The sequence below is a fragment of the Luteimonas sp. A537 genome, from assembly GCF_054052065.1.
In genome coordinates this window covers 201,957-219,915 of record NZ_JBSVRH010000004.1, presented here as the reverse complement: position 1 = coordinate 219,915, position 17,959 = coordinate 201,957, and the positions used below count along the sequence as shown (strand labels likewise).

Annotated in this window: 21 protein-coding genes, 2 tRNA genes and 1 pseudogene; 13 read left to right on the top strand and 11 right to left on the bottom strand. The window is 68.5% G+C overall.

Translation table 11 applies throughout. The features are described from left to right. Window positions 1–39: 39 nt before the first annotated feature. Window positions 40–636 carry a 16S rRNA (guanine(966)-N(2))-methyltransferase RsmD gene (gene rsmD, locus ACW7GZ_RS11805; RefSeq protein ID WP_457009378.1) on the bottom strand — a complete coding sequence of 199 codons (597 nt, stop codon included), beginning with the start codon at window positions 634–636 and terminating at the stop codon, window positions 40–42. Window positions 637–704: 68 nt separating this feature from the next. On the opposite strand from rsmD, the gene ftsY reads away from it, so the two are divergent. From ftsY to ACW7GZ_RS11785, 4 genes are read left to right on the top strand one after another with little or no spacing between them, the layout of a single operon-like run. Further along, a complete protein-coding gene (gene ftsY / locus ACW7GZ_RS11800; RefSeq protein ID WP_457009376.1) occupies window positions 705–1,943 on the top strand; it encodes a signal recognition particle-docking protein FtsY in 1,239 nt (412 codons plus the stop codon). Next, on the top strand, window positions 1,940–3,184 hold the full coding sequence (locus ACW7GZ_RS11795) for a hypothetical protein (RefSeq protein WP_457009374.1): 1,245 nt from the start codon (window positions 1,940–1,942) through the stop codon (window positions 3,182–3,184). Before ftsY ends, ACW7GZ_RS11795 begins: the two co-directional genes overlap by 4 nt. After that, entirely contained in the window at window positions 3,181–4,272 is a 1,092-nt protein-coding gene (gene mutY, locus ACW7GZ_RS11790; RefSeq protein WP_457002325.1) for an A/G-specific adenine glycosylase, read from the top strand. Before ACW7GZ_RS11795 ends, mutY begins: the two co-directional genes overlap by 4 nt. Further along, a complete protein-coding gene (locus ACW7GZ_RS11785; RefSeq protein ID WP_457009372.1) occupies window positions 4,269–4,544 on the top strand; it encodes an oxidative damage protection protein in 276 nt (91 codons plus the stop codon). Before mutY ends, ACW7GZ_RS11785 begins: the two co-directional genes overlap by 4 nt. Here ACW7GZ_RS11785 and ACW7GZ_RS11780 read toward each other — a convergent pair. Then, window positions 4,520–4,972 (bottom strand): DUF6491 family protein, encoded by a 453-nt coding sequence (locus ACW7GZ_RS11780; RefSeq protein ID WP_457002321.1) that lies wholly within the window; start codon window positions 4,970–4,972, stop codon window positions 4,520–4,522. The two genes, ACW7GZ_RS11785 and ACW7GZ_RS11780, sit on opposite strands and share 25 nt — an antisense overlap. Before the next feature lie 151 nt (window positions 4,973–5,123). Here ACW7GZ_RS11780 and ACW7GZ_RS11775 point away from each other — a divergent pair. Together ACW7GZ_RS11775 and ACW7GZ_RS11770 are read left to right on the top strand one after the other, a co-directional pair. Continuing rightward, a tRNA-Phe gene (locus ACW7GZ_RS11775) sits at window positions 5,124–5,199 on the top strand. A gap of 24 nt (window positions 5,200–5,223) precedes the next feature. Further along, window positions 5,224–6,195 (top strand): hypothetical protein, encoded by a 972-nt coding sequence (locus ACW7GZ_RS11770; protein ID WP_457002319.1) that lies wholly within the window; start codon window positions 5,224–5,226, stop codon window positions 6,193–6,195. A gap of 57 nt (window positions 6,196–6,252) precedes the next feature. Here the strand turns inward: ACW7GZ_RS11770 and ACW7GZ_RS11765 are convergent, their stop codons facing one another. Further along, on the bottom strand, window positions 6,253–6,699 hold the full coding sequence (locus tag ACW7GZ_RS11765; RefSeq protein ID WP_457002317.1) for a DUF4410 domain-containing protein: 447 nt from the start codon (window positions 6,697–6,699) through the stop codon (window positions 6,253–6,255). Window positions 6,700–6,799: 100 nt separating this feature from the next. On the opposite strand from ACW7GZ_RS11765, the gene ACW7GZ_RS11760 reads away from it, so the two are divergent. Then, window positions 6,800–8,086: a DUF445 domain-containing protein gene (locus ACW7GZ_RS11760; RefSeq protein WP_457002315.1), complete on the top strand. Its 1,287-nt coding sequence runs from the start codon at window positions 6,800–6,802 to the stop codon at window positions 8,084–8,086. A gap of 35 nt (window positions 8,087–8,121) precedes the next feature. Here the strand turns inward: ACW7GZ_RS11760 and ACW7GZ_RS11755 are convergent. The 3 genes and pseudogenes from ACW7GZ_RS11755 to ku all read right to left on the bottom strand — a co-directional run. After that, window positions 8,122–8,373 (bottom strand): annotated as a pseudogene (locus ACW7GZ_RS11755) (SDR family oxidoreductase); the annotation flags it as partial. After that, window positions 8,331–8,516: a hypothetical protein gene (locus tag ACW7GZ_RS11750; RefSeq protein ID WP_457002313.1), complete on the bottom strand. Its 186-nt coding sequence runs from the start codon at window positions 8,514–8,516 to the stop codon at window positions 8,331–8,333. The pseudogene ACW7GZ_RS11755 and the gene ACW7GZ_RS11750, both read right to left, overlap by 43 nt. A gap of 84 nt (window positions 8,517–8,600) precedes the next feature. Further along, complete coding sequence (gene ku, locus ACW7GZ_RS11745) at window positions 8,601–9,554, bottom strand: non-homologous end joining protein Ku (protein ID WP_457002311.1); 954 nt, start codon at window positions 9,552–9,554, stop codon at window positions 8,601–8,603. A gap of 142 nt (window positions 9,555–9,696) precedes the next feature. On the opposite strand from ku, the gene ACW7GZ_RS11740 reads away from it, so the two are divergent. From ACW7GZ_RS11740 to ACW7GZ_RS11720, 5 genes are all read left to right on the top strand, one after another. Then, a complete protein-coding gene (locus ACW7GZ_RS11740) occupies window positions 9,697–10,230 on the top strand; it encodes a DUF4142 domain-containing protein (protein WP_457002309.1) in 534 nt (177 codons plus the stop codon). A gap of 58 nt (window positions 10,231–10,288) precedes the next feature. Further along, a tRNA-Val gene (locus tag ACW7GZ_RS11735) sits at window positions 10,289–10,363 on the top strand. Between the two features lie 266 nt (window positions 10,364–10,629). Beyond that, on the top strand, window positions 10,630–11,649 hold the full coding sequence (locus ACW7GZ_RS11730; protein WP_457009370.1) for a GlxA family transcriptional regulator: 1,020 nt from the start codon (window positions 10,630–10,632) through the stop codon (window positions 11,647–11,649). A 98-nt stretch (window positions 11,650–11,747) separates the two neighbouring features. Further along, the gene (locus tag ACW7GZ_RS11725; protein ID WP_457009368.1) at window positions 11,748–12,389 is read left to right on the top strand and encodes an HD domain-containing protein; all 642 of its coding nucleotides are present in this window, start codon (window positions 11,748–11,750) and stop codon (window positions 12,387–12,389) included. Between the two features lie 28 nt (window positions 12,390–12,417). Next, window positions 12,418–13,014 (top strand): TfuA-like protein, encoded by a 597-nt coding sequence (locus ACW7GZ_RS11720; RefSeq protein ID WP_457009367.1) that lies wholly within the window; start codon window positions 12,418–12,420, stop codon window positions 13,012–13,014. Window positions 13,015–13,032: 18 nt separating this feature from the next. Here ACW7GZ_RS11720 and ACW7GZ_RS11715 read toward each other — a convergent pair whose 3' ends face one another. The 5 genes from ACW7GZ_RS11715 to ACW7GZ_RS11695 form a co-directional block, all read right to left on the bottom strand. After that, a complete protein-coding gene (locus ACW7GZ_RS11715) occupies window positions 13,033–13,692 on the bottom strand; it encodes an NAD(P)-binding oxidoreductase (protein ID WP_457009365.1) in 660 nt (219 codons plus the stop codon). Window positions 13,693–13,917: 225 nt separating this feature from the next. Further along, complete coding sequence (locus ACW7GZ_RS11710) at window positions 13,918–14,175, bottom strand: tyrosine-type recombinase/integrase (RefSeq protein WP_457002299.1); 258 nt, start codon at window positions 14,173–14,175, stop codon at window positions 13,918–13,920. Between the two features lie 3 nt (window positions 14,176–14,178). Beyond that, window positions 14,179–15,267: a S41 family peptidase gene (locus ACW7GZ_RS11705; protein WP_457009363.1), complete on the bottom strand. Its 1,089-nt coding sequence runs from the start codon at window positions 15,265–15,267 to the stop codon at window positions 14,179–14,181. Between the two features lie 75 nt (window positions 15,268–15,342). Then, entirely contained in the window at window positions 15,343–16,920 is a 1,578-nt protein-coding gene (locus ACW7GZ_RS11700; RefSeq protein ID WP_457009361.1) for a M56 family metallopeptidase, read from the bottom strand. After that, the gene (locus ACW7GZ_RS11695) at window positions 16,920–17,306 is read right to left on the bottom strand and encodes a BlaI/MecI/CopY family transcriptional regulator (protein WP_457002293.1); all 387 of its coding nucleotides are present in this window, start codon (window positions 17,304–17,306) and stop codon (window positions 16,920–16,922) included. The genes ACW7GZ_RS11700 and ACW7GZ_RS11695 overlap by 1 nt, the downstream gene beginning before the upstream one ends. A 228-nt stretch (window positions 17,307–17,534) precedes the next feature. Between ACW7GZ_RS11695 and ACW7GZ_RS11690 the strand changes: the two genes are divergently transcribed. Continuing rightward, the gene (locus tag ACW7GZ_RS11690; RefSeq protein WP_457009359.1) at window positions 17,535–17,951 is read left to right on the top strand and encodes a hypothetical protein; all 417 of its coding nucleotides are present in this window, start codon (window positions 17,535–17,537) and stop codon (window positions 17,949–17,951) included. The last annotated feature ends 8 nt before the right edge of the window (window positions 17,952–17,959 follow it).

The following is a 17,959-nucleotide window of genomic DNA, read 5'->3' as shown; positions in this document are numbered from 1 at the left end:
GGGGCCAGCCGGAGTGTATCAGCGCCACGCAGTGCCGGTTCAGCCCGTGGCCCCGCGGCGGAAAAGTGCGTGGCGGGCGTCGCGGGTCCCGGATTCACGGTGCAGGCGCCAGCCCGCTCCCGGCGCGACCTGCATGCCTGGCGGCGACTCCAGGTAGAGCCACGCATCGGGGGCCAGCCACGGCTCCAGGCCTGCCATCACTCCATCCCACGGACCATCGGCGAATGGCGGGTCGATGAACACCAGGTCGAAGCGGCCGTGCAGCGGCGCGCGCAGCAGCTCCAGCGCATCGGCCCGCAGCACCGTCGCGGCCCCGCCCGTGCCGAGGCGCGCACAGGTTTCGCGCAGCGACTCCGCCAGCGCCGGGTCACGCTCGACCAGCAATGCCTCGCCCGCGCCACGCGACAGCGCCTCAAGTCCCAAGGCACCGCTGCCGGCGAACAGGTCCAGCACGCGCACGCCGGCGAGCATCGGCTGCAGCCAGTTGAACAGGGTCTCCCGGGCGCGGTCGGACGTCGGCCGGAGCCCAGGCGCGGACGCCACCGGCAGCTTCGATCCACGCCAGCGGCCGCCGATGATGCGCACGCTGCCGGAGGGCGCGGCGCGCCTGGGAGTTCGGGAGGCCGGTGATATCATGACGCGGCATTGTCCGCGCTTGCGCGTCGACGCGCACCCTCCCCCTTTCTTGCCTGGTCCGATTCGCGATGGTCAGCTTCTTCCGCCGCTGGAAACCCGACGCCGACAAGGCCAAGCAGGGGAAAGACGACGGCGCTGCGTCAAGCGCATCAAGCGCCGCCGCAGAGGCCATCGAAGCCGCGAGGGCCATGGGCGCCGCCGCCGACCCGGCCCCGGTGCCGCCGCCGCCGATGTCGCAGCCCCTCCCGCCGACTCCAATGCCGGACCCCGCCCCCACCACCCCCCTTGTGGGAGCCGCTATGGCGGCGAATGCCCCTCCGGCCCTCGTGGAACCCTCCTCCGGAACCGATACCTCGTCGACCACGCAGGAAAAGCCCGCCGCCGCCCCCGGAAAAACCGGCTGGCGCGAGCGCCTCAGCGGCAGCGGCATCGCCCGTGGCCTCGGCGGCCTGTTCGCGCGCAACCCGCGCCTGGACGACGACCTCCTCGACGAAATCGAAACCGCGCTGATCACCGCCGATGTCGGCGTCGCCGCGACCACCGGCCTGGTCGAATCCCTGCGCAAGCGCATGAAGGCACGCGAGTTCGCGGACGTCCCTGCGCTGCGCACCGCCCTGCGCGCCGACCTCATCGCACTCCTCGAGCCGGTCGCGCGTCCCCTGGTCATCGACCCCGCCAACAGGCCCTTCGTGATCCTGACCGTCGGCGTCAACGGCGTTGGCAAGACCACCACCATCGGCAAGCTCGCCAAGCGCTTCAAGGACGAGGGCCGCGGGGTGATGCTGGCCGCCGGCGACACCTTCCGCGCCGCCGCCGTGGCCCAGCTCCAGGCCTGGGGCGAACGCAACGGCGTGACCGTGATCGCCCAGGGCCAGGACGCCGATGCCGCCTCGGTGGCCTTCGACGCCCTGCAGGCCGCGCGCGCGCGCGGCACCGACATCCTGATCGCCGACACCGCCGGCCGCCTGCATACGCAGCAGGGCCTGATGGCCGAACTGTCGAAGATCAAGCGCGTGCTGGGCAAGCCCGACGGCGGCGCACCGCATGAAGTGCTGATGGTGATCGACGGCACCACCGGCCAGAACGCGATCAGCCAGCTGCGTCACTTCCATGCCGCCGCCGGGGTCACCGGCCTGGTGGTGACCAAGCTCGACGGCACTGCCAAGGGCGGCGTGTTGTTCGCACTGGCGCGCGAGTTCAACATCCCGATCCGCTTCGCCGGCATCGGCGAGCGCCCCGAAGACCTGCGCGTGTTCGACGCCGAGGCTTTCGTCGACGCCTTGCTGCCGGAGGCGCTGGGGGCGTGAGGCTGCGTCGCGGGCTCGCGCTCGCCGCAGGCATCGCCGGGATCGCGCTGCTGCTCGTCGTACTGGCGGCGGCGCTTGTGATGCAGCCGCAGCGCCTGGCACGCCTGGTACTCGGCGGCGTGGGCGACGGCCTTGGCCTGGACATCAGCTTCGAAGGCGAAGCGCGCTACCGCCTGCGCGGCACGCCGATGCTGGAAGTACACGGTGTCGTGGTTCGCCAGCCCGGCGACGCCGAACCGCTGCTGCGTGCGTCGCGCGTCCTTGTCGCGCTGCCGTGGTCAACCGTGCGCACGCGCGGCGCGCCGCTGGCGCTTGAGCGCATCGAACTCGACGCTCCCGTCCTCGACCTGCCACGACTGCAGGCGTGGCTGGCCTCGCGCCCGCCGGGCGAAGGTGGCCTGCCTTCGCTGTCCGATGGCGTGACCGTGCGCGACGGCCGCGTGTTCGCCGACGGCTGGGAACTGCAGGGCCTGCAGCTGCGACTGCCCGGCTTCCGCGCCGATGCGCCGCTGGCCGCCCACGCCCGCGGCAGCCTCGCCATCGCGTCGCCCGCGCGGATCCACTTCAACCTGCACCTGGCCGCAAGCAAACCCGCGAACGGCGTCGGCATCGGCGTGCGCGGACGGGTGCGCGTGGAGCACGCGGACTGGTCGCTGCCCGCATTCGTCACCGCCTCCGGGCCGCTGCGGATCACGGACGGTCGCGTGCACGTCACGCCCCTGCGCCTTGGCGCCCACGCGGAATTCCGCGGCGACGGCGAACCGTTTGTCTTCGCCCTTGGCGCACACGGCCCCCTGCGCCTGCGCAACGGCAGCTGGACACTGGTTCCACTCGGCGTTGCCCTGCGTGGCGATGGCGTCGTGCCAACCTTCCATGCCCACGGCCGCGCCGCCCTCGGGCGGGCACTGCTGCTGGAACTCGAGGGTGCGATGGCCGAGTGGCCCGAAGCATGGCCGGCGTTGCCGGCGCCGCTGGGCACGTCGACCTCGCCGCTCGCCTTCTCGCTCGACTACGCCGGCGCGATGGACCTGGCCGATCCAGCCAACCTGCGACTTTCGCGCGACGAGGCACGCGCCGAAATAGACGCGCGCACGTTCGACGTCCTCGAGTGGATGGATGCCGCGGCTGCCGGATCCCCGCTGCCACCGCTCCGTGCGCGCGCCAGCGCGCCGCGGATCGAGGTCCCCGGCGGCACGCTGCATGGCGTTGAAATCAGCATCGATCCGGGTGACGCGCAATGAACGCGCATGCCGGGACCGATGCCTGCGACGCCTTCGCCGCGCCCCTGCTTGACTGGTTCGATGTCCACGGGCGCCATGACCTGCCCTGGCAGCATCCGCGCACGCCCTACCGCGTCTGGCTGTCGGAGATCATGCTGCAGCAGACCCAGGTGCGCGTGGTGCTGCCGTATTTCGAACGCTTCATCGCCGCACTGCCGACGGTGTCGGCACTCGCCGCCGCGCCGCGCGACGACGTCCTCGCCCTCTGGTCGGGGCTCGGCTACTACGCACGCGCCCGCAATCTGCATGACGCCGCACGCAGCTGTGCGGAACAGCACGGCGGCGAACTGCCTCGCAGCTTCGACGCCCTGCTCGCCCTGCCGGGCATCGGCCGCAGCACCGCGGGCGCCATCCTCGCCCAGGCCTGGGGCGACCGTTTCGCCATCCTCGACGGCAACGTAAAGCGCGTCCTTGCCCGCTACCACGGTGTCGACGGCTGGCCGGGCCTGACCGCCATCGAAAGGCGACTTTGGCAGCTGGCGCAGGAGCACCTGCCCGACACCCGCCTGGCCGATTACACCCAGGCCCAGATGGATCTGGGCGCCACGCTCTGCACCCGCCACTCCCCGGCATGCGGCGCCTGCCCGCTGCACCCCGGATGCACGGCTCACGCGCAGGGGCGCAGCGACGAACTGCCCACGCCGAAGCCCGGCAAGCCCTTGCCCACCCGCGAGGCCCTGCTGCTGCTCGTGCGCGACGCCGAAGGTCGCATCCTGCTCCAGCGCCGCCCCCCCGCCGGCGTCTGGGCGCAGCTGTGGTCGCTTCCCGAAGCCACGGACGAAGCCGGCGCGCACGACTGGCTGCGGGCGAATTTCGACGGCGACCACGGCCGCGGCGAAACCCTGGCCACGATCGCGCACGCCTTCAGCCACTACCGCTTCAACATGCATCCCCGCCGCTGGTCCGCGGTCGCCCCTTCAAGCCGGGTGCGCGACAATGACGACCTGCGCTGGGTGTCCCGCGACGCACTTGCCGGGCTCGGTATCCCGGCACCGGTCAGGACGCTGCTCCAGGCGCAGTTCGCCCCCGACCAGGAGAATCAACCGTGAGCCGCACCGTTTACTGCGAATACGAGAAGCGCGAGGTCCAGGGCCTGGCCTTCGTGCCATGGCCGGGCGAACTCGGCAAGCGTGTGTTCGCCGGCATCGGCCAGACCGCCTGGGCGGCCTGGCTTGCGCACCAGACGATGCTGATCAACGAGAACCGCCTGTCGCCGATGGATCCCGAGCACCGCGCGTTCCTCGAGCGCGAGATGGAAAAGTTCCTGTTCGGCGGCGGCGCCGACAAGCCGGCCGGCTACGTTCCCGAAGGCGCGGCCTGAGCCTCGTCCCGCGCGGCCTTTTCGGCAGCCTTGATCCGTGCCGTATCAAGCGGGCGGATCCGGGTGATCCGGCACGGCATCTGCATCGAGGACCGGTTGTGCACGATCACTTTGTCGAAGCCCGCGTAGACGCGCCCGGTCTGGTTGGTGAGGCTGATGGCCGGGGTGTACTCGATGTCGAGGCATGGGCCGCTGAAACCGAGTAGCCAGGCTTCCTTCGGCCGGGTCCACACGGCGATATTGTGTTCGTCCAAGGGCGTCCAGCCGCTGATGCGGCCGAGGTAGGTGAAGCTTTTCACCGGTTCCCCGGCGGCGGCTTCGTAGCTGGCAAGCTTTTCAGCGTCGCTCATTCCCGAGCCGGTGGCGCAGCCACCCAGTGCCAGCAGCCCGCCCAGCACGGCGGCTGCCGCGAAGATCCTGCCTTGCATGATGTCCTCCTGCCGCCGCGCGGCATGTTTTTACCGCTCCGATCATGAACCCTGCCGGATGCCGCCACCGCCACGATCGCAAGCAGCGTTCAGCCCCGATACGGTCTTGCCTCACCTGCAGCCGCTGCCGTATCATTCCGGGCTCGCCAGTGGCCGGGTAGCTCAGTTGGTAGAGCAGGGGATTGAAAATCCCCGTGTCGGGGGTTCGATTCCCTCCCCGGCCACCATTGCGAATCGAAGGGCTTGCAGCAGTGCAGGCCCTTTTTCTTTATCCGACGGCCGGATCGTTTGCCGTTGGTTTGCCGTTCGCAGGTTCCATCCTGCCTCTACGCGGCCATCGGTGCGGCATCGTTCGACTGCGCCAGCACCGCGGCAATCCCGGACCGGAGCGGATCATGAGAGCTCTTTCTTTTCTTGCTGCATTGCTGGCCACGGCCTGCGGTGCGGCGAAGGCGCCGGCGTCCCTGCATGAGCAGCAGATACCCGCGGCGATGTTTGTCGTGCCCTCGCAGGTCGAAGGCGAGTACAGCTACGCATGGATTTCCCGGGCACGCGACAACGAGGAGGTTGTTCCCAAGGGACGCTTGCGTGCCTACGTGGACGGGCAACCCATCGGTGACATCGAGGTCGCGGGACACATTCCCAACGACAACACCGCTGGATGTACCGAACCTCCTCGACTCACGCTCACTGGCGACCTCGCCGGGATCGGAGAGCACGGTGCCGTGCTTGCCAATATCGACGTCAATGCCAACTCGCGCCTCCTCCCGCGCACCGTTTCGGACCAAGTACTTACCGCGCTGCGGCAGGCATTGGCGGACAGTCCTGGCGCGGGAGCCCAGTCCCGCCACCGCCTTGCCCGCATGATGGCGCACGGCGAAGGCGTGCATGTCTTCGCCGATGACACCGGGCGCGAGATCGCGTTGCTGGCGTCATCGTCAACCGATACTTCGGGCGAATTGCTCAGCAGCCTGCTTGCCGTTGTAGGGCGTGAGCGAGAAGCGCCCTGGCAGACACGGCTGCTCGACTTCCAGACCGCATGCGCCGATTGCGACAGCATGCCTACCCACTACACGTTTCGCGCCGCCGGGGATTTTAACGGGGATGGCACGCCGGAGTTCCTGCTGGAAGGCATCGCCTACGAGCAGTGGAACTATGTCCTGGTCGAGCAGGCGAGCGGCCGCTGGACCATCAGGTCGATTGGTGGAGGCGGTGGCTGCTGACTGAACCGGATGGCCTGCGCGACGACACGGGGGTAAAACACAGGCCTTTTTCCTGCTTCATTGCAGCCGGTCGACGATCTCGGTGGCGTGGTTCTCCAGCAGCCCGGCCGATGTCAGCCATGCCGAGGCGTTGAAGGTTTCAACGTCGAAATGGCCCACGACGCGCCCGTCCGGCGCCAGCAGGCGAACCGTGCTGGCGACCTTGTCGCGCCCCGCCATGATGCCGGCCCAGAGCCGCGCGCCGTCCGAACGGAGGCGGAAGTGCGTCAGGGTCACCTCGACCCGCACGGCGTCGCCACCGTCGGCGAACAGGCCGCGTTCCCTGAGCTTCTGCCCCAGGTGCCGCTCAAGCGTCCCCAGGCCCTCGGCGTCCGCGTCGCCGTTGTTCTTGATTTCGAACGAGTACTTCTGGTTGTCGGCGGCGGTGTAGGGCTGGTGCACGACGCTGGTCGTCGAGCAGCCGGCCAGCAGGGCGCCAAGGAGGATCGCGTGGAATGCCTTCATGGATGACTCCGGACCGGCTTCGGGCCACGATATCCCCCGCCGGACCGACGCCGCAATGAGGGCCGACCCGGGGGTCCGCCACCCGCGCTAATCTGTGCCGATGCCGCCCCCCGTCCTCGACCCCCGCGAAGCCGCACTGCGCCGGCGCAAGGCCATCGCACTGGGCCTGCTGGTGTTCGCCGGGCTCGCGCTTGCGGTGGTCTCGGTGCTGGAACGCACGCATCCGCACTGGGCCTTCGGCTTCATGGCCGCGGTGTTCGAGGCGGCGCTGGTGGGCGGGCTGGCCGATTGGTTCGCGGTGGTCGCGCTGTTCCGCCATCCGCTGGGCATGGGCTGGATCCCGCACACCGCGATCATCCCTTCGAAGAAGGACGCGCTGGGCGCCAGCCTTGCAGACTTCATCAGCGACAACTTCCTCGGCACCCGCCAGGTGGCGGACAAGCTGCAGACGATGGACCTCGCGGGCTCCATCGCGACCAAGCTCGCGGACTCCGCGTTCTCGCAGACCATGGGGCGTGCGGTGGCCAACGCCCTGCCCCGGATCCTCGATGCCCTCGACAGCGAAGAACTGCACCGCTTCCTGCACCGCATCGCAGAAGCCCGCCTGCGCCAGGTCGACCTGTCGGGCGTGGTCGCGGTGGTGCTTCGCCAGCTGACCGACGAGGGGCGCCATCAGGCGCTGGTCGATGCGGGCCTCGCGTATGCGGGCGAAGTGCTGGCCGCGCCCGGCACCCACGAGCGCATTTCCGAAATGGCCTCGCGCGAGCTGTGGAACGTGCTGCGCTACCTGAAGCTGGAGGGCGTGGTGGCCGACAAGGTCGCCGACAAGCTGGTCGCCGGCATGAGCGGGATGCTCAACGACATGGCCACCGATCGCGACCATGAAATGCGCCAGCGCATCGGCGTCGAATTCGAGCGCCTGATCCTGCGCCTGGAAGACGACCCGGGCCTGCAGGAGCGCGTGAACCGGTTCCGCGACCAGCTGATCCAGGACTCCGACCTCTCACGCTACCTGCGCAGCCTGTGGCAGGACCTGGGCACCTGGATCCGCGAAGACGTGCAGCGCGAGGATTCGGCCATCGCGGCGCGCACCGCCAGCGTTGGCGCCGAGATCGGCGCCCGGCTGGCGGCCGACGACGACATGCGGGCGTGGATCAACGGCGGCATCGTCGACCTGATCCTGCCCGAGGTGGAGCGCTATCGCGAAGGCATCCGCGGGTTCATCGTCGAACGCGTGCGCCAGTGGAGCGCTGACGAACTCACTCGCGAACTGGAGCTTGCCGTCGGCTCGGACCTGCAGTTCATCCGCTACAACGGCACTGCGGTGGGCGCGCTGATTGGCGGCATCCTGTACGTCCTGGTCCACGGCATCCAACGGCTGGTCTGAGTCCGCGGCACGGGGCCGGGCGTCGACCGGCGGGTTCAACCGCGCGGCCCGCCCATCACCGGCAGGATCGCGCCGTTCACGTACGAGGACATCACCGGCGAGGCCAGGAACACATAGGCCGGCGACAGCTCTTCCGGCTGCGCGGGGCGTCCCATGTCGCTGTCCTTGCCGAAGTCGGCGACGTCCGGCGCCGCCTTGTCGGCGGGATTGAGCGGCGTCCACACCGCCCCCGGGGCCACGCAGTTCACGCGGATGCCGCGGCCGAGCAGATTGCTGGCAAGCGACTCTTCGCCGGCGCCTTTTTCTTCGCGCGCTTCGCGGCCTGGTCCGCCTGTTGCTGGATGTCGCGCTGGCGTTCAACGGTGCGCTCCGCGCCGCCGCCCTTCGCGGCGTTCTTTGCCGTCTTCTTCGCTGCTTTCTTCGTCGCCATCGAATCCTCCGCCGGACTGGCTCTTCGCTGGCGACGCTAGCGCCGCCGTCGTTGCCACAACGTCATCGTCGCGTGCAGGTCACGTCATGCGCTCTTCGCGGTCTTCTTCGCGGCTTTCTTCGTCGTCTTTTTTGCGGTCTTCGCCGAGGATTTCTTCGCAGCCTTGGCCGATGGCCTGGCATCCCCCTTGCCGGCCGCCTTCTTCGCCGCCTTCGCAGCCTTCTTGGCCGGCGTCCGCCGCTTGCTGCCGATGCTCTTCTCCAGCAGCGCCATGAAGTCGACCACGTTGGTGGTCGCGTCCTCCGGGACGTCGCGCTCTTCGTCGTCGGGCTTCGACACCACGCCCTGCGACTTCATCCGGTCGCGGATGACCTTTTCCAGGCGCTCGCGGAACTCGTCCTTGTAGCCGGACGGATCCCACTCGCCGCTCATCGACTCGATGAGCTGCTTGGCCATTTCCCGCTCCTTCTCGCTGATCCGGTAATCACCGGTGGTGCCTTCCGGCAGCCTGTGATCCGCGGGATCCACGATCTCCTGCGGATAGCGCAGCAGCATCAGGATCAGGGCATCGCCCTGCGGCAGTACCGCGCACAGGTATTCGCGGGTGCGCACCACCACCCGCGCGATCCCGGCCTTGCCGGTGTCGCGCAGGGTTTCGCGCAGCAGCACGTAGCCCTTCTCGGCCTTTTTCGCGGGTACCAGGATGTAGGGCTTCTCGAAGAACGCCGGCGGGATCTCCGAGGCGTCGATGAAGCTCTCCACCTCCACCGTCTCGTGGCTCTCCGAGGCCGCCGAGCGGATGTCGTCCTTCTCCAGCACCACGTAGCTGCCCTTGTCGTATTCGAAGGCCTTGACCACGTCTTTCCAGGGCACCTCTTCGCCGGTGTCGGCGTTCACCCGTTCGTAGCGCACAGGCCGGTTGTCGCGCGAATCCAGCATGCGGAAGCTGAGGTCCACGCGCCGCTCGCCGGACATCAGCGACACCGGCACGTTCAGCAGGCCAAAGCTCAGGGTGCCGGTCCAGATCGGTCGCGCCATGGTGGCCTCGCAGCAGTGAGGGCGGGTGGTCGACGTTAGGCGTGGCGCGGTGAGACAGCGGTGAAGCCCGACCGTCTTCACGCCTGCCCAACCCGGGGATTGCTGTGCTGCCGCCACGCCCCCACCCCCGAAGGAGTCCCCCATGATCTTCAAAGCCATCCGACTCGCCATGCTCGCCGGCGCCGGCGTCGCGGCTTGGAAAGCGTTCAACAATCGCCCGACCGGCAAGCGTGCATCGGGCTCATTCTTCGAGCAGGCGCTGCAAAGCGGCACCGGTGAGGTTGAGGCCGCCCGTTCCGCGCAGCTGCGCGGCGCATCGGCGGAGCTGCGACGCTTCGCACAGGAGCTGGAGCACGACCACGGCGAGCTCAACCGGCGCCTGGCCGAAGCCGGTGGCTTCGACGTCCCCGAACCCGACGACCAGCAGCGCAAGACCCTGCGTGCACTCGACGGCCACCAGGGAGCGGCCTATGACCGCGCCTGGCTGCGCCACATGGCGCGCAGCCACGCCAGCGCGATCCGCCTGTACCAGCGCACGGCCGACGCCGGTGGCCCGGGTGCCAGCCTGGCATCGGAAGCGCTGTCCACGCTGCGCGACCATGCCCGCACGGTGGAAGAGCTGCGGCACGCTTGGCCCCGGACCGGGGAACGGCGCGTTCCGCGAGCAACGGCCTGAACCCGCGGGGGCCTTGCCACATCCCGGGTGCAATATCGTATACTTCGCGCCCTGTTCGGGGCGGTTAGCTCAGCGGTAGAGCATTGCCTTCACACGGCAAGGGTCGCAGGTTCGATCCCTGCACCGCCCACCAGATCGGTAGTCGAAAAGCCCCTGTTTTCAGGGGCTTTTTGTTGCCTTCCCGAACGGTGGAACCGGGACGATGGCCAACTGGATGACCGCCGTCATCCTCCCACCGCCGGCCTTGGCGCTCTCCGGCCCGGGTCGCCAGCGTCGCGGCCGTCGATGGCATCGATCATCTCCACGCCGGCCTGCTACAGCCGCTACGGATCGCCGGCGAGAAGTATCTGATCAACCTGTCCTTGCAGGTGTAAATGGGTCAGGCTCATTTACAGGCAAATGAGCCTGATCCCTTTACCGGGAAGCGGAGGCCACGTGGCGATACTTACGATCGCGATCGCAATACACGAGCATGTGCAGGCGCTGGACGTCGCCGGGCCGGTCGACGTGTTTGCCGAGGCAAACGGCCATGTTCAGGCCGGGGATCATTACAGGACAGTCCTGGTTGCAGCGGATCGCAAGCCGCTGCGGACATCCGGCGGCATGCTGGTGGTGGCCGACATGACGTTCGAGGAGGCGCGACGCGACTTCGACATCATCCTGGTGGCTGGCGGGCCGGAGCTGCCGGACGCGGCGCCCGATGCCGAACTTCTGGAGTGGGTGGGGGAAGCGCCGCGCAGGTCGATGACCTACGGTTCGATCTGCACGGGCGCGTTCGTGCTCGGCCATGCCGGCCTGCTCGATGGCCGGAGGGTCACGACCCACTGGCAGAGTGCCGCCCAGCTGGCACGCATGTTCCCCGAAGCGAAAGTCGAAGCCGATTCGATTTATGTCCGCGACGGCCGACTCATCACGTCTGCCGGCGTCACGGCCGGGATCGACCTTGCCTTGGCGCTGGTCGGTCAGCGTCATGGGCCGGAGGTGGCCGTGGCCGTCGCCAAGCGGCTCGTCGTGGTGGCGCAGCGCCAGGGCGGCCAATCCCAGTTCAGCCCCTATCTCACGCCTCCCGTCGACCCCACGTCATCAGTGGCGCTCGTCCAGCAACACGTCGCGGCGCATCCCGCCCAGCGGCACGCGCTCAAGTCGCTTGCAGGCGTGGCAGACATGAGTCCGCGCAACCTGATCCGCCATTTCGTCCAGGAAACCGGAATCACCCCGCACGAGTTCGTCCTGCGGGCACGGATCGACGCGGCCCGCAAGGTCCTGGAAAGCAGCGACCTGCCATTGAAGACCGTGGCATACGACTGCGGTTTCGGGACCGCGGACCGCATGCGGATCGTCTTCAGGGAACGCCTCGGCGTGACTCCCGCGCAATACCGCGCCCGGTTCCGGCACCAGGAAACATCCCCGGCGTCATGAAATCGCGCTGTTCTGTCACGATCCGGCGCAAGCGTTCGATTGTGGCCAGGAGGGCAACTGCCGAAACTTGAGGGCAGTATTTCCTGGAGTGGATTCCCATGACCGAGACCATCGCAGGCATCCGGGTGCCCGACAGCCCGCTGGTGCGCGCCGCCACGCAGCTTGTGCGCGACACCGAAGACGACCTGCTCTACAACCACAGCCGGCGCGTGTTCTTCTGGGGGGCGCTTTCCGGCAACCGGCGCGGCCTCGCATACGATCCGGAATTGCTCTACCTGGGTGCCATGTTCCACGACATGGGCCTGACGGAGCGGTACTCGAGCGCCGACTTGCGCTTCGAGGTCGACGGCGCCAACGCAGCGCGCGACTTCATGAACGGCTATGACGTGCCCGAGCGCGACGTCGAGGACGTCTGGACGGCCATCGCACTGCATACGACGCCCGGCATCCCCGCGCACATGCGGCCGACCGTGGCCTTGGTGACCGCTGGCGTCGAGATGGACGTGCTCGGCATCGCCTACGACGAGTTCAGCCAGGAGCAGCGCCACGAGGTCTGTGCCTGTCATCCCCGCGAGGCGAACTTCAAGGAAGGCATCATCGACCACTTCGCCGATGGCATCAGGAAGAAGCCGGACACCGCGTTCGGCAACGTGAAGGCGGACGTGCTGGCGCTGAAGGTGCCGGGATACCGGCGGACCGACTTCTGTTCCATCATCCTCGGTTCCGCCTGGCCGAATTGATCCACGGTCCCGCGTCACGAGGGAACACGTGAGGCCGATCGTATTCCTGGGCCTGAGCCTCACCGGACCGGACGCGCGCGCTGTCCTGGATGCGGAGTACCGCGCCCCCATCGTCCGCGGCGACCTGGATGCCATCGCTGCACCGGCACAGGTCGTGATCGTCGATGGCCTGCTTGATCCTGACCTGCGGCTGGACCCCGAAGAAGCCGCCCGGGCGCTCGCTCGCGGCCTCGACCTCCACGGGGCCGCGAGCATGGGCGCAGTGTTGGCGGCGCGGCTGGAACCCCTGGGCATGAAAGGTGCAGGGCAGGTGTTCCAGATACTGCGGACGCTGGATGGCGACCGGGGGGATCTGGTCCAGGCACTGTTTGCGCGCGACGGGTTGGAGTTCAGGCCGCTCACTGTGCCGCTGATCAACGTGGTAGCCGGCCTCTGGTCGAGTGGATTGGGAGCCGGAGAACTTGCTGGGCTCGTCCGCGTGCTCCGCGCCATTGCGCTGGATGCGCGGACCTGGGAAAACATTGAGGCCGCCGTTGCCGGCGCGGGTTTCCGCCTGCCACCTGCGATCCGCCTGATGGACGCCAAGCGTGAGGACGCGCTCTGCCTGCTTCGGCAACTCAGGTAGCCGAGGAAGGCCTGCGACTCAGGCGCGTGCCAGGCGCGCCACGGACTCGGCAACCGGCGCCTCGCCTTCGGTCAGCTCGATGATGATGCGGCTCACCGCCGGGTGTTCGATGATTTCCAGCAGCGTCGCGGCCACATCATCGCGTGACACGTCGCCGTAGGGAATGGCCAGGCCCGTGTGCACCTTGCCGGTACCGGGCGCGTCCCGCAGCGTGCCGGGGCGCAGGATCACCCAGTCCAGGTCGGACTCGGCCAGATGCACATCGGCGAGTTTCTTCACCGCCATGTAGTGCTCGAACGTCTCCGACACCTGCTTGCCGCGGGAGGCCTCGGGGAAGGCCGAGACCAGCAGGAAGCGCTGGATGCCCGCCTGCCGCGCCGCCGCGACCGCCAGCTCCAGCCCGCGGCCGTCGATGGCGTCGATCATCTCCGCTCCGCCCTTGCCGCCGGCGCCGGCCGAGAACACGACCACGTCGCTGCCGGCCATGCACTGCGCCAGTCCGTCCGCGTCGAGTTCCAGCAGGTTGCCCTGGACCGGGACGGCGCCCAGGGCCTCGAGTTCGTCGGCCTGCTCCGGCTTGCGGTACAGCGAGCGCGGTTCATGGCCGCGCGCCGCGAGCTGTTGCGCGAGGCGGCGCGCAACCTTGCCCGAGCCGCCGATGATGAAGACCTTGCGCATGATGGGTTCCTCTTCGATGTGATGTTTCGCCGCAGTTGCCACGAGTTGCCGCGTCGATAACAGACATGCGCGCCAAATCCCGATAATCAAGCCAGATAGGCGTTACCTCTTCAGAAGGTATCGGACTCGCCGAGCAGATCGCCACCGAGGCCGGCTTCGGCACGGGTCGGAAGCCGACATCTGCCCTTGTTACCTGCCTTCGGCGACGTGTCCGCTATCGGGCGCCTACGCCTCAGTCTGCTCTGCCATCTCCAAGGCATCCTCGACCTCAATGCCGAAGTAGCGGAGCGTGCTTTCGAGCTTGGTATGACCGAGCAGGATCTGGACGGCGCGGATGTTCTTGGTCCGACGGTAGATCAACGAGGCCTTCGTTCGGCGCATGCCGTGAGTTCCGTACGCGTGTCGGTCGAGTCCAACAGACGTGACCCAAGACGAGACGATCCGGGCGGACTCCCTAAGTGGAGACTCGGTTCTTCTGGCCATCTCTCACCGTCGCCGCGCGTAGTCGACCGTCTCCGCAGCGCCCGACTCCACCTGCGCGAGCGCCTTCTCCAGCGTCGCCTTGCGCGCCGCATCATCCGCCTGAGCGATCAGCAGGCGCAGGCTCGCGACATGCGCCGTCTTCTTTGCTTCGCCCGCCGGCACCTCCACATCGGGCTTGACCCCCACGTGCTCCCAGTTCGTCTTCGTGACCGGGTTGATCGCACGCCCGTTCGGGATGAACGCCACGAGGTCGTGGCCAATCGCATAGAGCTCCCCCGGGTTCGCGCCTCCGCCTGTCGTCTCGCCCACCAGCGTGCCGCGCTTCTGCGTCTGGAAGTTGTACGCCGCCTCCTCGCCGCCGGAGAACGTGCGTCCTGATGTCAGCACGTACACGGGCTTCGAGTAGCGCGGCGCCGCGGTTGGGTCGGTCCAGTACTGGCGGGTCGTATCGTCCGCGCGCTTGTAGATGTCATTGAGGTGGCGCACGTCGGTGACCGCGAAGAAGTGACTCATCAGTTGCGCGACTCCCGCCGGGTCGCCGCCGCCGTTGCGGCGCAGGTCCAGGATCAGCGCGTCGGTTCCCGATAGCAGCGTCATGGCCGCGGCGAAGCCGTCGGCGGCGAACTCCGCCGGCCAGAAGCCGCGCAGGTCGAGATAGCCCACGTTGCCGGACATGCGCTCCACGCTCTCGATGCCGTACCCGTTGCGCGCCGCCTCCTCGCGGGCGTCCGCGACGTCCTGCGCGCCGGGGATCTGGCGCGGGCCGGCGGGACGCTCGCGAAAGTCCGGCCGCACGCGCACGCCGAAGTGGCCATCACGTCCGAACTCGCGCAAGTCCTTCGACAGCAGCGTGGCGAGCGCCGCGTTGTCCTTCGCGTCGGCATACGCACCGGCCCGGGCGCGCTCGCGCAGCGTAGCAACAAGCGTGTTGGCGACATCGGGGAAGACATAGTTCGCCTGCAGTTTCGAGGCGAGCGTGGTGACGACGGCCTGCCGCTCGGCGGCGGCGATCGGAGTCGTGGGGGTTTGCTGCGCGCCGGCAGGAAGGGCCAGAGTCAGGATGAGGGTGAAAGCGAGGGTATTGAGGCGCATTTGGACATCCATTCGGTCAGGGCGGCATCGCCGCGGGCGGTCTACTAATCAGCTAGTAAGCGGGGGCAAAAAAACTCAGCTGGATACGCCTTCGAAGTTGATCGTGTCGATCGACCATTCGCCCCGGTCCAGTCGCGCATCCACGAGCACGTCCATCCGCCCCTTGGGGCCGCTGAGGCGCATGCGCACGTCGGCGGCGTCATCGGGCCGCGTGCCGCCGCCGATGTCGATGCGTCCGCCCACGTCGTTCGATGCGAGCACGACGGGGCTGCCGAGCTTCGCGACCACGGTGCGATCAGTCGCGGTGAGCTGCAGCAGGCGCTGGAACATCGCGTCATCGGTGATCGGAGGCGGCGCGGGCGGGGCCGGTGGAGCAGGCGGCGCCGGTGGAGCAGGCGGCGCATCAAGCGAGGGCGGGGCTGGCGGTGCAGGCGGCGGGGGCGGCACGCTCAGTCGCGCGACTTCCGCGACCCAGCGGCGCACGCCGCCGTCGATCGGCCGCACATTCCCATCCACCGTGTAGGTCTCGACCAGACGCCCCTGTGCATCGATGCTGCTGCGGTACACGCGCTTGCCAGCCACGCCGACATCCACGATCTCGCGGGAATCGCCCGTGCGGAGCACGCCGTCGGTGGTCGACGTGATGCGGATGCCCGGTCGCCCCTGGCCGGAGATGCCGATCTGTGAGACGAGCAGGGCCCCCGCCGCGATCAGGACGACGAGGCCGGTACGTGCGCCCCAACGGCCGCGCGTGGGCGGATCGGAAAGCAGGCGGGCGATGCGTTTCATGAGTGAGCCTCCGTGGGCTGCAAGAACCAGGTGCGGGGATGCGGGCCGGCGACGCTCGAGCTGCTCGAGTGCCTCGGCCAGAGCAATGGCGTCCCCGCAGGCCGCCACCGCCAGATCGTCACAGGCGTGCTCCCGCTCAGCGCGGATGCGCCGGCCCAGCCACCACGCCGCCGGGTGGAAGAACAGCAGCGCTTCGACCACGCACTGCAGCCCGTTCCACAGCCAGTCCATCCGCGCGACATGCGCCAGTTCGTGCGCCAGCAGCGCTTCGACCTGCTCGCGCGGCAGCTGCGTGAGCAGTGACACTGGCAGCCAGATCACCGGCCGGAACAGCCGTGCGGTGAACGGGCCCACGACGTCCGCTGACAGGTGCACCACCACCGTGCGCCCGATACCGAGCGCGCGTCGCATCGCGTTCACGCGCTGCTGCCACTCGGCCGGCAGCCGCTCGCATGGGCGCTCCTCCAGCGAACGCACCATGCGCAGCCCGCCGAAGCGGCGCAGCAACATCACGCCGACGCCCGCCAGCCAGAACAGCGTCACCAGCGCCGCCACGTGGCTCGACTGCTGCACGAAGCCGCCGACCGCATCGGCCTGCGGCGCGCTGATCACCGGCAGCCAGCCCGTGTTGATCCGCGCCGCGGGGAGCGTCCAGAAGCACAGCAGCGTGCTCGCCGGTGCCGCCACCATCGCCAGCAGGAAGCCCATCGCCACCGTGTGCCGCAGCGCCGCGCTCGAACGCGACAGCGCCGCCAGCGCCAGCCACGCCGCGCCGGCCAGCAGCGTGCATTGCCACAGCGAATGCAGCAGCGCCGAGGCCAGCGCCGGTGCGAATCCCACCTGCAGCGCGGCGAGCGCGTCCATCAACCTTTCCGCCGCGCCTTCGCCTGCGCGATGAGCTTCGCCATCTGGTCGAGCTCCTCGGGCGTGGCGGTGTCGTCGTCGATCGCGCGCTGCACCAGCGTCAGCGCCGAGCCCGCGAACGCGCGGCGCATCAGGTCCTGAAGCAGGTTGGTCTGCACCACCGGCTCGGGCAGAACCGCGAGGTATGTATGGCTGCGCTCGGATTCGTCGCGGTGCACCAAGCCCTTGTCGGCCATGATCGTGAGCATCTTCAGTACCGTGGTGTAGGCCGTGTCCTTGCCCTTGGACAGCTCGGTATGCACGTCGCGGACGGTCATAGGCTCGCGGCGTGACCACAGCACGCGCAGGATCGCCAGTTCGCCTTCGGTGGGATTGGGAGTTGCCATCTGGGTGCGCTCGGTAAGTACGCCCCCATTAGTACTACATCTTTCGTAGCTGTCAACAGGCCATTGCCAAGCCGACTTTCAGAGTCCTTCGAGCGTGCAGTAGAAGAGAGCGGGAGCTTGTGCGACGGCGCGCCTGAGTCAGAATCCTGTTCGCATGAAAATGCGTGCGTCTAGTTCCTCACAGAAGGACCCTCACCACCCCCGGTGCCCGCCCCAGTCGGGCTACATTTGGCCGCGGGCGAAGCGTCTCCCCTGACATTGGCTCTGGCACTCGCGCTGCTTGCGGCGGTGGTCCAGGCTGCCTCCAGTTCGCCATTCGCCGACGTTGCGAGGCAGCGCGTGCTGGTACCGGCCGGAATGCAAGACAGCGTCATCCGCCCGCAGGCAGCCGCACCGCTCGCACCCCGGCCGGCACCCGTGCCGCTCGCTGATGAGCATCTTGAACTCGTTGGCGAACACCGGCACCCGGACTTCGGCCCGCTTGTCATCGCGCGCGCCCCTGGCGGCAACTCGCTGATGCTGACTTTGCCGGAAAAGCCGACTTACTGGTCATTTCACCTGACGCCCATCTCCAACGGCGGCCTGCACTGGCGCGCGTTCAACCGCGTGCTTCGCAGCAACGAGGCGGGCGGGCTGGCCGAGTAGCACCGCCC

Bases quoted from the DNA above. Each gene is read 5' to 3' on its own strand.
- rsmD (WP_457009378.1), bottom strand. From the start codon at position 636: ATGATATCACCGGCCTCCCGAACTCCCAGGCGCGCCGCGCCCTCCGGC.
- ftsY (WP_457009376.1), top strand. From the start codon at position 705: ATGGTCAGCTTCTTCCGCCGCTGGAAACCCGACGCCGACAAGGCCAAG.
- mutY (WP_457002325.1), top strand. From the start codon at position 3,181: ATGAACGCGCATGCCGGGACCGATGCCTGCGACGCCTTCGCCGCGCCC.
- ACW7GZ_RS11780 (WP_457002321.1), bottom strand. From the start codon at position 4,972: ATGCAAGGCAGGATCTTCGCGGCAGCCGCCGTGCTGGGCGGGCTGCTG.
- ACW7GZ_RS11765 (WP_457002317.1), bottom strand. From the start codon at position 6,699: ATGAAGGCATTCCACGCGATCCTCCTTGGCGCCCTGCTGGCCGGCTGC.
- ACW7GZ_RS11760 (WP_457002315.1), top strand. From the start codon at position 6,800: ATGCCGCCCCCCGTCCTCGACCCCCGCGAAGCCGCACTGCGCCGGCGC.
- ACW7GZ_RS11750 (WP_457002313.1), bottom strand. From the start codon at position 8,516: ATGGCGACGAAGAAAGCAGCGAAGAAGACGGCAAAGAACGCCGCGAAG.
- ku (WP_457002311.1), bottom strand. From the start codon at position 9,554: ATGGCGCGACCGATCTGGACCGGCACCCTGAGCTTTGGCCTGCTGAAC.
- ACW7GZ_RS11740 (WP_457002309.1), top strand. From the start codon at position 9,697: ATGATCTTCAAAGCCATCCGACTCGCCATGCTCGCCGGCGCCGGCGTC.
- ACW7GZ_RS11730 (WP_457009370.1), top strand. From the start codon at position 10,630: ATGAGCCTGATCCCTTTACCGGGAAGCGGAGGCCACGTGGCGATACTT.
- ACW7GZ_RS11725 (WP_457009368.1), top strand. From the start codon at position 11,748: ATGACCGAGACCATCGCAGGCATCCGGGTGCCCGACAGCCCGCTGGTG.
- ACW7GZ_RS11715 (WP_457009365.1), bottom strand. From the start codon at position 13,692: ATGCGCAAGGTCTTCATCATCGGCGGCTCGGGCAAGGTTGCGCGCCGC.
- ACW7GZ_RS11710 (WP_457002299.1), bottom strand. From the start codon at position 14,175: ATGGCCAGAAGAACCGAGTCTCCACTTAGGGAGTCCGCCCGGATCGTC.
- ACW7GZ_RS11705 (WP_457009363.1), bottom strand. From the start codon at position 15,267: ATGCGCCTCAATACCCTCGCTTTCACCCTCATCCTGACTCTGGCCCTT.
- ACW7GZ_RS11700 (WP_457009361.1), bottom strand. From the start codon at position 16,920: ATGGACGCGCTCGCCGCGCTGCAGGTGGGATTCGCACCGGCGCTGGCC.
- ACW7GZ_RS11695 (WP_457002293.1), bottom strand. From the start codon at position 17,306: ATGGCAACTCCCAATCCCACCGAAGGCGAACTGGCGATCCTGCGCGTG.